The 15,914-nt window shown below is 45.4% G+C and carries 1 protein-coding gene; it reads left to right on the forward strand.

Annotation, left to right across the window (positions count from 1 at the left end; genetic code table 11):
• Window positions 1–72: 72 nt before the first annotated feature.
• Window positions 73–15,912 (forward strand): amino acid adenylation domain-containing protein, encoded by a 15,840-nt coding sequence (locus ACE04G_RS14745; RefSeq protein ID WP_449004454.1) that lies wholly within the window; start codon window positions 73–75, stop codon window positions 15,910–15,912.
• Window positions 15,913–15,914 lie beyond the last annotated feature (2 nt).

Below are 15,914 nucleotides of genomic sequence, written 5' to 3' on the forward strand. Positions count from 1 at the left end.
GTAAATAGATTGACATGGAAATTTTAGGATAATATAATAAAAGTATTCTGCTTGCAAAGGAAGGATATCGTTATGATTACTGGACATTCCAATATCAGAGAGAATCCGACAGTGAACGAGAATAGAACAGACTATCCCCGCAATCATACCATCCATCAGTTATTTCAAGAACAGGCCCGCTTGCATCCCGATGCCATTGCGGTAGCCTCAGACACCATTCAATATATGTACAAGGAAGTAGATCAGTATTCAAACCAGATTGCCGCACTTCTTCGTCAGAAGGGAGCAGACCGCGACAAAATAATCGGTATTATGTTAGAGAGATCCCCTGAAATGATAATTGCTTTAATAGCCGTTCTCAAATCAGGGGCTTCTTATTTACCGATTGATTCCGAAACACCTAGGGAACGAGTGAATTATATGCTCAAGGATAGTGGGGCATGTATGCTGCTGACATCTCATCCTGAAGAGAATTACATAGAATGTATCGGTTTGGAGGTTATTCATCCCACCATTGAGGATTATTGTGACTTTCCATCCGATGCATTGACGGATATTAATCAGGCAGAAGATCCGGCTTACATCATTTATACATCGGGATCAACGGGTCTCCCCAAAGGAGTGGTGATCTCTCATCGATCAGCCATTCGTGTTGTATGTAATACCAATTACATCACCATTACGGAGCAGGACCGCATGCTTCAGATGTCCAACTATTCATTTGATGCATCGGTGTTTGAAATATTTGGAGCCCTACTGAACGGAGCAAGATTGGTCATTATTCAGAAGGAAGAGGCACTTCACATGCCCAGCCTGGCCCGGTCCATTGAAAAAAATGGGATTACCGTTATGTTCATCACAACTGCTTTTTTTAATGCTATCGTGGAACGTGAAATATCCTGCTTCCAATCGGTTCGCAAAGTGCTCTTTGGCGGGGAAAGAGTTTCGTTAACACATGTAAAAAAAGCGCTTGATTATATGGGGAGCGATAAGCTTATTCATGTTTATGGACCTACGGAAAGCACGGTTTTTGCCACATATTATCCTGTAAATGAAATCGAAAAGGAAGCGCTTACAGTGCCGATTGGCATTCCAGTCGCTAATACCTCCGTTCTGGTATTGGATGAGCATGATCATCCCGTCCCTGTTGGAGCAACCGGTGAATTATGCATATCCGGTGATGGACTTGCGCTCGGTTATTTGAATAACGATGAACTCACAGAACAAAAATTCATTCCGCATCCCTTATTTACATCAGAACGGATGTACCGCACGGGTGATTTGGTTCGCTGGACGCCTGAGCATACCCTTGAATTTTTGGATCGAATGGATCAACAGGTGAAGCTTCGTGGTTTTCGGATCGAGCTGGGTGAAATTGAAACCCATTTGTCCCGGCATGATGCGGTAGCAGAGGCATTTGTCATGATGCGAACAAACGATGCAGGCCATGCCTATCTGTGTGCATATATGGTGTTGACCCAAGAAACCTCGATTGAGGAGCTGCGTCTTTTCCTGGAACAGAGAATACCGGAGTATATGGTGCCAAGCTATTATGTCAAACTGGAGCTGCTTCCGTTGACTGCTAATGGCAAGATTAACAAAAGTGAATTACCTGAGCCGGATAGCAGCATCCATTCAGGCAGGGAATACGTTGCTCCGACAACAGAGTTGGAACAACACCTGTCCATGATTTGGAAGGATGTACTACAGATCGAGCAATTGAGTGTAAATGACAGTTTTGCACATCTGGGCGGTCATTCCCTTAATGCCATTGAAGTGATTGCACGGATTAATGAGGATTTAAGTGCAAGTCTGCCATTAAACCAGCTTTTCCGTCTTGGAACGATCCAAAATATAGCAACATTTTTGGAAGAAAATAATGATGAGGATAACACGGAGGCTTACTTTACGGATCAAGGTGATCCTGCCAATATGCTTGAGCCATTTGGTCTTACGGGTATTCAGCTGGCTTATTTGATTGGACGTGACCCTGCATTTGAGCTGGGTGGAGCTGCAACCAATTTTACGGTCGAATTCGAGGCCGAGGCGGATATGGATTTGGTTAATGCAACTTTGCAGAAATTGATCAATAGGCATCCTATATTACGAACAGTTGTGTACGAGAACGGGACACAGCAAATATTGAAAAGTCCACCGTTATACACGGTAGAAGTGATAGACGTGTCAGAATGGGATACGGCATATCGTAGCTCGCAAATGGAAGCAGAGAGACAACGAATGATGACAAAAGTGATTGTTCCAAGCGATTGGCCATTATTTGAAATGAAAGCTTACCGGATGTCAGAGAATCAATATTATTTTTATCTGAATCTGGACCCGCTTATCTGTGATGACAGCAGCTTGAAACTGCTCATCAAGGAATTCAAATGGCTCTATGCGAACGGGGATCAGGAGCTGCCGGAGCTTCAATATAATTTCAGGGACTACGTTCAGGCAATGGCACGTTTCAAACAGTCTGCACGTTATTTCAAGGATCAGCGCTACTGGATGGACAAGCTGGAAGACTTTCCGGGTTCTCCGACTTTGCCGCTCAAATGTAATCCGGCAGACATAAACGTGCCCCAATTCAGCAAATTCTCGAACTTTATAACGGGTGAACATTGGAACAAGCTTAAACAGCAGGCAAGGCAGCATAACGTTACCCCAACTTCCATTTTATGCGCAGCCTATGCCTATGTACTTGCGCATTGGTCAAACCAGGAGAGATTTGGGGTCAACCTGACCGTATTTAACCGGATTCCGTTTCATGAAGATGTGAAGAGGATGGCGGGAGACTTTACAACGCTGATGCTGCTGGATATTGATGCCCAAAAATCTCTGAATTCGTTCTGGACATTTACAGAGTCAGTGCAACATTCATTGCTGGATGCATTGGATCACAGACATTATGATGGCGTTGATTTTATAAGACAATTGGGCAAAAAACATGATATGCACAAAAGAGCAGTCATGCCAATTGTATTTACAAGTGTCTTAAATGAAAATGTGGAAGATTCATTTGACGCTTTGTTTAACTTTGACCAGATCAAGTATTTCAGTACAAGAACCTCACAGGTTTATATTGATAATCAGGTCTATGAAATCAATGGCGGTTTGTATATCACATGGGACTTTGTGGATCAATTGTTTGAACAAGAAGTGATTGAATCTATGTTCCAGCAGTATCTGAACATTCTGAACCAAGTGATCTCTGCAACACAAGTTACCAAGCTTGAGTTAAGTCAAGCGAGCAGGCAACTCATCAAACAGTATAACGATACGAGCAAACCGTTTACTCTGAAGCCTCTGCATGACCTGTTAACTGCAACAGCGACCAGATTAGGAGATCGGGTGGCGATTCAGCATCATGAACGTTCCATTTGTTACATAGAGTTGGAACGCAGATCGAATCAGATAGCTAGGTATTTGATCGATCACGGAGTACAGCGGGGCGATTATATTGGTGTGTATGGCAAGAGATGCATTGACACCATTGTGAATATATTCGGTGTGCTCAAAGCGGGAGCAGCTTATATTCCGCTTGATCCGGACTATCCGGAGGAGCGTAAGCAATATATTCGCGAAAAGGCCAACTGTAAATTTTTCATCATGCCAGAGCTATATGAGACGGAATCGTTAGAAACCTACTCTGCGGAATCCATAAACAGCAGAGTGACGAATGATGATATGGCCTATGTTATTTTTACTTCTGGCAGCACGGGCAAGCCCAAAGGTGTGCAGATCAAGCACGGCGCAGCAGCCAATACGATCCTGGATATGAATGAAAGATTCAACGTAACATCCAGTGATCGAATGATGGGCATATCTTCATTATGTTTTGACTTATCCGTCTATGATATTTTCGGCGCAGTCAGCAGCGGGGCTTGCCTGGTTCTTATTGATGATCAGCGTGACATGTTTCAGCTCAAGAACGTGATGGAACAAGAAAAAATCACCATTTGGAATTCGGTTCCTGCTCTTATGGACATGTGTGTTGATCTGTATTCACCGGGAGAGCAGAACAACGACCTTCGTCTGGTATTGCTTAGTGGTGACTGGATATCTCTGCGGCTTCCTCAGAAAATAGTAGACGTATTTCCTGAATCTGAGGTGGTTAGTTTGGGAGGAGCCACTGAAGCATCGATATGGTCCATCTATTACCCAATCACGGCAGTGTCTGAGCAATGGAAGAGTATCCCTTATGGTAGACCACTAGCCAATCAACAAATTCATGTGCTGAACAGACAACTTCAACCATGCCCTGTAGATGTTGAGGGGGAATTGTACATTGGAGGAAGCGGTGTAGCAAGCGGTTATCTTCATGACGAGGAAAAAACAAGACAGTCATTCATTGTTCATCCACAGTTCGGGTACATCTACAAGACAGGCGATTTTGGTGTCCTTCGATCCGAAGGTTATGTGGAGTTCCTGGGCAGAAAAGATAGCCAGGTCAAAATCAAAGGTTATCGGGTAGAACTTGGTGAAATTGAGAACGTACTTTTGCAAGCTGAAGATGTGCAAAAGTCAGCCGTTATTGATCTTGCTGACGAGAACGGAGTCAAGAGCCTTTTTGCCTTTGTTGTTACAGATCAGGATGTGGACACACTGCCACTGAAAGCCCTTTTGCAAAGTAAATTACCAAATTACATGGTTCCGTCCATGTTCCTGAATGTAGATGAAGTTCCGCTTACTGCCAATGGCAAGGTCAACAAAGCGACACTTGAACAAGTGGCAAGGCAGCATCAACTCACTGTTCGTGAACATGCTGTAGTGGATACAGAGCCTGTCAATTCCATTCAGGAACAGCTGCTTCAGATCTGGAGTGATGTGTTTGGCTTGAAGCAGATTGGCCTGAACGTAAGCTGTTTTGATCTCGGCGGAGATTCGCTGAAAATTATGGCAATGGTGGCTGAAGTGAAGAAGCGTCTTCATGTTGAAGTTCCCATTGGCGAAATGTTCCGAAATGATACGATATACAGCTTGGAACAATACTTGGTTACCAAAGCACATGTCAAACCTGCTGTGATCATTGAGAAGTTAAGTCGCCGTGACCGGTATAAGGCTTCTGCAGCCCAGAGAAGCATGTACACCCTCTCGCTGCTTGAAAATAATAGGGGAGCTTATCACATTCCCATGGCGTTGCTTATGGAAGGAGAAGTACACTTCGTACGGCTTGAGAGAGCGCTTCAAACGTTTATTGAGAGGCATGAAATACTGAGAACTGGATTTGAAGTGATAGAGGATGAGCTTATTCAGACGGTTCATACAAACGTAGCCTTTGAACTTGAATATGATGATCTTGGAGAACTCGATACAAATGACCATGAACTCATTCGTTTGACAAGCAACCTGTGCAAACAGTCCACTCAAGCTTTTGATCTCCGCCAGCCTCCTTTAATGAGGGCAAAACTGGTGAGAATTGGCCATGGACGTCATTTGTTTATTATAAATTTCCACCATATTGTGGCTGACGGTACATCTCAAGGCATATTGATGAACGAATTGCTGGAGCTCTACAGTGGCTCAATTCTGCCAGACGTTGATGTGCATTATCAGGATTATACGGCATGGCAGGAACAGTACAGTCATTCGGATGAGATGGCGAAACAGGAGGCGTACTGGCTGGATATATATAGTAGTACCCCGCCAACACCTGAGCTTCCGTACGACTTCAAACGACCTGAAGTTAACAGGTATGAAGGAAACAACATCTACAATCACTTGGGCGAGAGCCTGACCTGCGACATCAGGCAGCTTGCCAAGGATACCGGATCAACGTTGTATATGGTGATGCTTAGTGCCTATTTCCTATTACTGCACCGGTATACACATGAGAAAGACCTGGTTGTGGGTACGGCTGCCTCTGGCCGTCTGCATGAGCCGTTACAACATATGTTTGGAGTATTTGTGAACACCATTGCATTGCGAAACCAGATGAACGAATCGGATACGGTCAGACAGTTTATTGAGCAAATCAAACAATCAACCGTAGCAGCCTTTGAACATTCAGAGTATGCATTTGATGAACTGGTGCGAAAAACAGGTGCGCAGCGTGAGTTCAATCGTAATCCGTTGTTTGACACGATGTTTTCGCTAGAGAACGCTTCGCTGTTTACTCGTGAAAAAGAGGGTATGCAGGTGTCGCCTGTCATGTTTAATCTGGATAATGCAAAATTTGATCTGACATTCAACATCCTTGAGTTTGAAAATGAAATCGTGCTTAACGTGGAGTACTCCACCGATTTGTTTGGTCAGGAAACCATTCAGCGCATGAGTGAAAACTATATTGCCTTAGTAGGCAACATGATATCCGGTCTGGAACAGCCGCTTAGCGAGATTGAAAGTGTGTCTCCGAGAGAAAGAGATCAGTTGATTCATACCTTTAATTCACCATCTATGGAGTATCCGTTGCATCAAACTGTGGATGAGCTCTTTGAACAGCAAGTGAGACGTACACCGGATCATGTTGCTCTGGTGATGGGCGAAAATCATGTAACCTATCGCGAGTTGAACCAACGAAGTGAACAGCTTGCTGATCTACTACGGAAAAAAGGAGTGCGTGATAACAACATCGTCGGGGTCCTCGCAGAGCGTTCAATCGATGCGGTGATCGGAATGCTGGCGGTTCTAAAAGCAGGCGGAGCATATTTGCCCATTGACCCAGCCTATCCAAATGATCGTATCCATTACATGCTTGAAGACAGTCAGACCCAATGGGTATTAACACCGAAGGAACGGTTTGAACATGTCGTTCAGGGAAAAGAAAGCTCTGTCCATCTCATTGATTTGCAGACTGAACTTTTGCAAACGGACGAATTTCTGGTCTCCTCTTCCTTGCAACCAATACGGGGGCAAAGTCGGGATCTGGCTTATGTCATTTACACATCAGGTTCCACAGGTCAGCCCAAGGGAGTGATGGTTTCACACCAATCGCTTGTTCATTTGTGTACATGGCATCATAAACGGTATCAGATTACCGATGCTGATCGCAGTGCCAGCTATGCAAGCTTGAGCTTTGATGCTTTTGTGTGGGAATTGTTCCCATACCTGTTGTCAGGAGCTTCCGTACATCTGATTCAGGATGAAATCAGGCTGGATGTGGTGCGCATCAATGATTACTTCCATCAGCATCAGATTAGTATTGCGTTCCTGCCTACAGCGATTTGCGAGCAGTTTATCCGGCAGGAGAATCGTTCCCTTCGAACATTGCTGACGGGGGGAGACAAGCTGAATTATTTTGAATCCCGAAACTATGAGGTTGTAAATAATTATGGACCAACTGAAAATACAGTCGTCACCACAAGTTTTACCATAGATCAGATGTATTCCAATATTCCTATAGGTCGACCACTGCCGAATACCAACGTGTTTATTCTGAGTGGCAGTGACCAGCTTTCGCCTATAGGGGTTCCGGGTGAATTGTGCATAAGCGGAGCCGGACTTGCAAAAGGGTATTTGAACAGGCCGCAGTTAACGGCAGAGAAGTTTGTTCAACATCCGTTTAATCCAGAACAACGGATGTATCGGACCGGAGATTGGGTTCGTTGGCTTTCGAATGGCAATATTGAATATTTGGGTCGTATGGACGATCAGGTGAAAATACGGGGATTCCGTATTGAGCTTGGAGAGATTGAACATCTGCTTTTGCAGAACCCAGGGGTGTTAGAGGCGACAGTTGTCGCGCATACAGACCCGGCAGGTTCGACATTTCTTTGCGGCTATGTGGTTTGTCATGAGGGGTATCCTGTGGGATTCATCGATGAGATTAAAGAAGAATTGACTCGGTGTTTGCCTTCGTATATGGTGCCTGCCCATCTCGTCATAATGGATCGTTTGCCTTTAACAGCTAATGGTAAAGTGAACCGTAAGGCATTGCCGATTCCGACACTATCGGACAACCGAACAGCTATCGCGTATGAACCACCAAGGAATCCGGTTGAAATTGCACTGGTCACTCTTTGGCAGGACATTCTAAAGATTGGAAATGTGGGTGTCCATGACCGGTTCTTTGATATTGGCGGACATTCCCTGCTGGCGACCATACTAATCTCCAGATTACACAAGGAGATGCAGGTAGAAATGCCACTGGTACAGATTTTCCGTACGCCTACAATCCGTGGCATGGCCCAATTCATTCTGGATCATAAAAAAAGCAAATATACATCTATTCCCCATGCGCCATTGCAGTCCTTGTATGATTTATCAGCAGCGCAGCAAAGAATTTATATTTTGAGCAATCTGGATCCTACGGATACAGCCTATAATATGCCTCTTGCTATGAAATTAAAGGGAAGCATAAATAAAAAACAATTGAATGAGGCGTTCTCCCGCCTGATTGCAAGACATGAATCGCTTCGAACTTCATTTGTCATGAATCAGGGTAAGCCTGCTCAACGAATTATGCCAAGCGTCGACTTTGAAGTTCAGTATAGTTCCCTCCATACCGCAGGGGAACCACCTGTTCTATCCGAGTGGGTACAACCTTTTTCATTAGAAAAAGCTCCGCTGATGCGGGCTGAACTTGTGCAAACCAAAGCAGATGAACATGTCCTTTTGTTTGACATGCATCATATGATTTCAGATGGAATTTCGATAGGGATTCTATTGCATGAACTGGCCGAGTTCTACAATGGCAAAAAATTGCCACCTGTCGCTACACAGTACAAGGATTATTCACTCTGGGTACACGAGCGACAATCTAACAGTGACTCGATGCGGCATGAGAAATATTGGGCTGATGTATTGAAGGAAGAGGTTCCGGTTCTTGACCTGCCTTTGGATTTTGCACGGCCGAAGACTAAGACGTTTAATGGTGATCAGATTCGTTTGCATCTGGATGAAACACTGACGGTTGCGCTTGAGCAGCTGGCCAATGATCAGGGAGCCACCATGTATATGCTGTTTGTCTCGGCATTTACAACGCTGCTCTCCAGATATACCGGACAGGAAGATATCCTGATTGGTACGCCGGTATCAGGTCGGAATCATGATGATCTCAACCGTGTTGTCGGCATGTTTGTAAACACAATAGTTCTCAGAAATGCGCCGCTGGGCCATTATACCTTCCGGCAATATCTGGAACAGGTGAAGGAGAACACACTTCAGGCCTATGAGCATCAGGAATATCCATTTGAACGTTTGGTGGAACAGGTTGATGTGAAGCGTGATCCTTCACGCAATCCACTGTTTGACGTCATGCTTGTTCAAAATACAGATCATCTTGATCTCCAGATGAACGATGTAGAGGCCGGTTTGCTTGAAGATGGCATTCAACGTTCCAAATTTGATATGACGGCCAGAATGAACAAAACCAACCTGAGCTGGAATCTCGAACTGGAATATAACACGGATGTGTTCCGGGCGGAGCGTATTCAGCGCTTTGCTGAACATTTTGTCGAGATATTGAGACAGGTCGCTGCTGCTCCAGAAGTACGACTGGATCAATTGGATATTCTGACGCAACCTGAGAAAACCGTTCTGACAGGGTTCAACCCGCCGAGACAGGCCTATGAACGGGACAAAACATTGGTCCAGATGTTTATGGAGCAGGTTGAACACAATCCGGACAACATCGCTTTAGTTTTCGAGAATGAACAGCTGACCTACCGCATGTTGAATGAGAGGGCGAATGTCCTGGCTTGCGAGTTACGTCAGGAAGGAGCAGGACCAAATCACATTGTAGCTGTGATGGTTGAGCGCTCCATAAATATGATCGTTGCGATTGTAGGTGTGCTCAAATCAGGTGCGGCTTACATGCCGATCGATCCTGAACTTCCTACTGAGCGTAAGCGTTATATGCTGACTGACAGTGGTGCGCGTTTATTATGTACAGCAGATCATTCCATGGTGGATGACCTTGTGTTTGAAGGTACAGTTATTTTATTGGATGCATTGGATCGTTCAGGGCTACGTGAACCAGTACGTGAACCGGACTTGATCAACCATTCCAGCGATGCGGCTTATGTCATTTATACTTCGGGTTCTACTGGCAAACCCAAAGGCGTCGTTGTTGAACATTACAATGTTCACAATCTGGTGGACGGATTGGTGGAAGCGATATATCAGCACTATGAGACCCCTTTGAATATTGCATTGATTGCGCCATATATCTTTGATGCCTCGGTGAAGCAGATTTTTGCTGCTTTGCTGCTGGGACATGCACTGCATATCGTGCCTAAGAGCACAGTCTGGGAAGCAGATCTTTTGCTGAATTATTATGCTCATCATCATATTCATGTGTCCGATGGTACGCCTGCTCATCTGAAATTGCTCACTCTGGCCTCGAACGGATGCAAACAGCAGTATGAACTGCAAGAGCTGATCATTGGTGGGGACGTGCTGACCTTCGACCTTCTCGATGAAGTATATACCACGCTCCCTGGAATGAGAGCAAACGTTACAAACGTATATGGACCGACGGAATGCACGGTGGACGCGGCTTGGAACAGAATCATGTATGGGATAGGCGAGCGATCAGGAACGATTCCGATTGGTAGACCGATCCGGAATACAAGTATTCTGATTATGGATCGTTACAATCGTCCTCAGCCGGTTGGTGTACCCGGTGAGCTGTGTATTTCTGGTGAAGGTGTAGCACGCGGTTACTTGAATCAACCGGATCTTACGGCAGAGAAGTTTGTGGACTCACCTGTAGACAACGATCGGAAAATGTATCGTACAGGCGATACCGCCAAATGGCTACCGGATGGAACCATTGAATTTGTTGGTAGACAGGATGATCAGGTTAAAATCCGTGGTTATCGAATTGAACTGGGGGAAGTGGAGTACCAGTTAACCCGCCTGGAGGTAATTCAAGAGGCGTTTGTTAATGCAGGTCAGGATGACCGCGGTAATGATTATCTCAGTGCGTATATTGTAATTGCTGATCCGGAGATCTCCATTATGGACGTTCGTGAGAGACTTGAGTTACAGGTTCCTTCATATATGATACCAGCCCATTTTGTCAAAATGGATCACTTGCCAAGAACGGTAAGCGGAAAAGTCGATCGCTCTCGACTTCCTGAACCGGGCAACCGCATACTGGATGACGCGAAGTATGAACCAGCGAGGAATGACAAAGAGCAGAAGCTTGTTCAGATATGGGAGAACATCTTGAATCTGGATTCCATTGGGATTCATCACAACTTTTTTGTTATGGGTGGGGATTCCATCAAGGCACTTCAGACGATTTCCGGATTGTCCAAGCTGGGTTTGAAAGTAGAGATGAAGGATCTCTTTGCCAACCCGACGATCCGGCAGCTTAGTCCATATGTTAAGCAGTCCCAGACCCCAACTACTGGGAATGCTGAGGTGACAGGTGAGGTTTTCCTAACGCCCATTCAGCAGCGCTTTTTTGCAAGAAACGATACGGATCACAACCATTACAATCAGGCTTTTATGTTATTCAGGCAGGATGGGTTCGATCAGAACGCCATTCGGCTTAGTTTCGATAAACTGATGGAGCATCATGACGTGTTAAGGATGGTTTATGAATATAACTCTTCTGGAGAAATGATCCAGACTATCCCGAGCTATAGAAGCGGTATGTTTGAGTTCGATATTGTGGATGTCAGAGGCGCAGCACAACCAGAGGCAGAGGCATTCATTGAAGAGCAGGCATCGTTATTGCATAAGAAAATGCGGATTCATGAGGGACAGCTCGTTAAACTCCGGCTCTTCCGGCTTGATGAAGGCGATCACCTGTTAATTACTATTCATCATTTGGTCATGGATGGTGTGTCCTGGAGAATTTTGCTCGAAGATTTTGAATGGTTATACATGCAAGGGGTTGAACAAAAGCCGTTTGATGTGGGACCCCAAACCGTCTCGTACCAGCAATTTGCTGCTGCATTAAGGTCTTATTCCAAACATCACCTTTTGCAAAAGGAGCAGGCCTTCTGGAACAAAGTGTCTAGTGTGTATACGCCATTCCTGGATTCTCAGCGCCAAACAACGTACACGGTCAATGACCATGGTCATAGCGCTACCCTTGTATCTGAGCTTGATCGTGAACAAACCGGCTGGCTTCTTCAACAGACAAACAGAGCCTACCAAACCGAGATTAATGACATTCTGTTGACTGCACTTATGCTAAGTGTAACCGAGATGACTGCTCAAGCCCGGTTTAAAATTATGCTGGAGGGACATGGCCGACAAGCGCTCGCAACCGAGATGGATGTCAGCAGAACGGTGGGGTGGTTTACATCCGTATATCCGGTGGTATTTGACCTGTTTCAGGAGCCGGAATTGCCCGAGGCAATTAAAACAGTCAAGGAAACACTGAGAGCCGTTCCCAATAAAGGCATCGGATACGGAATTCTCAAGTATATGGCTGCTGATCAGCATGGTTTTGCAGATGAAAAGGAAGCACCTATTTTGTTCAATTATATGGGTGAACTGGACAGCAGTCTGGAACGGAGCTTGTTCAGTTCGTCATATATCCCGGTAGGACAAACGATGGGTGGGCAACTCATCAGAGCTCATGATTTTGAAATAAATGCAGTTGTAATAGATGGGAAGTTCACCATTCATACGACTTACAGTGATGGAGTATACGAAGCTGGGATTGCTGAAAAGCTTAATCGGTTGTTCATGTATAACTTGTATCAAATCGTTCAACACTGCCGGAACAAGCAGGGCTCAGAGAGAACCCCGTCCGATTATGGGAAGCATCCTGTGTCCATAGCGGAGTTGGAAGCCATACAAAATAGAGTTGATCCACTTGTGATCAGCAAAATTTATCCGTTGACCCTTATGCAATCCGGCATGTTGTACCATTCACTGGAGCAAGAAACATCACACGCCTATTTTGAGCAGGTATTTGTGGAATTAAAGGGTAACGTTGATGTGGAGATATTGAAATACAGCTTAGGGCGGGTGATACAGCGTCACGAAGGGCTTCGTTCCATATTTGAATATCATCTTGTGCAGCAACCTCGCCAGCTTATTATTGACCAGCAGCAGGCTGAATGGTTGATGCTGGATTGGACCGGAAAGAGCCAGGATGAACAGCTTCAACGGATGGAGCAGTTCATGACTGCTGATCAGGAAAGAGGGTTTGATCTCAGCCGGGAGTTATTAATCAGATTTTGTCTGATCTCCAGAGGGGCGGATGCGTTCACGCTGGTCATCAGTCATCATCATATTTTGCTGGACGGTTGGTGTCTGGACATCCTGATTCGTGAAATGTTTGAGATTTATGCCAGTCAGCAGGCTGGGCAGCCTGAAATGTTGGAAGAAACCAGGCCGCTGGGGGACTACCTCGACTGGCTTGATCAACAGAACAAGGAGGAAGCACTGGCGTATTGGAAACAGTATCTCCAAGGCTACTATGAACGAGTCTCTTTGCCCAAAACAGGGACTAACCTGGATACAGCAGCGCCAACGTTGCGGGAGCAGGAAATTCAATTCCCGCGTGAACTCACAAGTCGGCTAAAACAGTTCGCTGTGAACCATCAGGTTACATTTAATGCGTTGATTCAGGCAATATGGGGCATGGTCTTGTGCAGATACAGTGGTACAGAAGATGTCGTATACGGCACAGTCATTTCCGGGCGAGACGCAGATGTTGAAGGAATAGGGAATATGGTCGGGTTGTTTATTAACACGATTCCTACGAGGGTGAAGCTTGAATCGGATGAGCTTTTTGCCAATGTTCTCCGCAGGGTTCAACAGGAAGGGATGGAAGGTCAAAAGTATGGCTATGTTCACCTGGCAGATATACAGGATCAAAGTGAATTAAAAGCTGATTTGCTTGACCATGTACTGGTATTCCAAAATTTTGGTAATGAACAGGCTGCGAGCCTTGCGGCGGAGCATGTGACAGGAGTAACGCTGGAGCGCGTTTATGGCAACGAGCACACGCACTATGATTTGAGTGTAACTGCTGTCCTGGACGATACATTCAGACTTAAATGGTCTTATAACTGTAACGTTCTGGATTCAGATCTGATGAATAGTCTGGGTGATCATGTTCTCTGTGTGGCGGAGCAAATTAGTGCAAACCAGGATATTCGAGTAAAAGAGATTACTCTTATTGGTGAGCGGGATAGACCTAAGATGGAGCTGTTATCCCATGGTCCGATGACACCATTTCCCAAAGAAAAGACATTATCTCAGCTATTCGACGAACAGGCAGAGCGAACTCCGGATGCAGTTGCATTGGTCATGCATGAAAAACAGTTCACCTACCTGGAGCTGCAGGAGAAATCGAATCAGATGTCGGAACGTTTGCGCATGCAAGGCATTCAGCAATCGTCCATCGTAGGGTTAATGGTACAACGCTCTTTCGAGATGATAATAAGTATACTTGGAATTCTCAAAGCCGGGGCAGCCTATTTACCGATCGATCCCGAATGGCCAAAAGCGCGCATTATGCACATGCTGCATGACAGCGGTGCCGCCTTGCTGCTTACGGAGAAACAATGGATGGAGGATTTCACAGGCGTCACTGAAGTCATGAATGTACATGCCAATGTTGAAGACACCATCCGATTAGAGAGCATAGGCATGAAGGAATCAGCACCAACCTTGGCATCCGAGGATAAGGCCGGAGACGATCTGGCTTATATTATCTACACTTCGGGCTCTACGGGGAAACCAAAAGGTGTAATGATCTCCCATGCCAATGCCATTCGGGTAGTGAAAGATACAAATTATATTCAGATCTCTGCATCCGATTCGATATTGCAGCTTTCAAATTATGCCTTTGATGGCTCGATATTTGACATCTTTGGAGCACTATTAAACGGCGCGAGGCTGGTCATGATTGAACAGGAGACACTGCTGGATATTAACCAATTGTCCAAAGTGCTGACAGAGGAGAGAATTACGGTCTGTTTTATGACGACTGCTTTGTTCAACCTGCTGGTTGATCGTGCGCCTCATTGTTTGCTTGGACTTCGAAAACTCCTGTTTGGAGGGGAGCGGGCTTCGGTCTCCCATGCCCGAAGAGCTCTTTCTCATATGGGAGCAGATAAACTGATTCACGTATATGGTCCTACGGAAAGTACAGTGTTTGCAACAAGTTACCCTGTACAAGCCATAGGTGACAATGATGGAAGTCTTCCGATTGGCAAGCCCATTGCGAACACATCTGCATGGATTCTGGACGACAATCAACAGTTTGTTCCAAATGGAGTACCTGGAGAGCTTTATCTCTCAGGTGATGGATTAAGTCTCGGTTATCTGAACAATGAAGAGCTGACTGAAGCCAAATTTGTCAACAATCCATATCAGCTTCATGGACGAATGTACCGTACTGGTGATCGGGTACGCCGACAGTCTGACGGAATGATTGAATTTTTGGAGCGAATGGATCATCAGGTGAAGCTGAGAGGTTATCGGATCGAGCTTGGGGAGATTGAACAGGTACTGATTTCGCATGAGCATGTCCGTGAAGCCACGGTTGTAGCTGTCAAAGATTCGGGTGGGCAGGATACATTGTGTGCTTACCTTACCGTCCTGAAAGAAATCAATCGGGTGGATATGCAATCCTATATGGAAGCCCGTTTGCCAGGCTATATGGTTCCTTCCTATTTCAAGGTATTGGAGCAGCTCCCACTTACGCCAAACGGGAAAATAGACCGCCATGCGTTGCCTCGCCCTGAGATCGCAGTCAAATCAGAGACAACGTATGAGGCACCTTCCAATTATGTGGAGGAACAGCTAATAAACATATGGGAAGAAGTGCTGAATGTGAAGCCGATAGGCACCGCCCACCATTTCTTTGAATGCGGCGGGAACTCCCTGAAAGTGATGCATGCAGTTCAGTTGACTAACCGAAAGTTGCAAATGGAATTAAAAATCAGTCAATTTTTTGAGTATCCAACGATTAAACAACAGGCCTCTCATATATTGGGCGGTAGCACAGCTGGCCCTGATGTGAATGAATATGTGGAAGAAGAGATTTAACA

Source organism: Paenibacillus sp. AGC31, assembly GCF_057334655.1.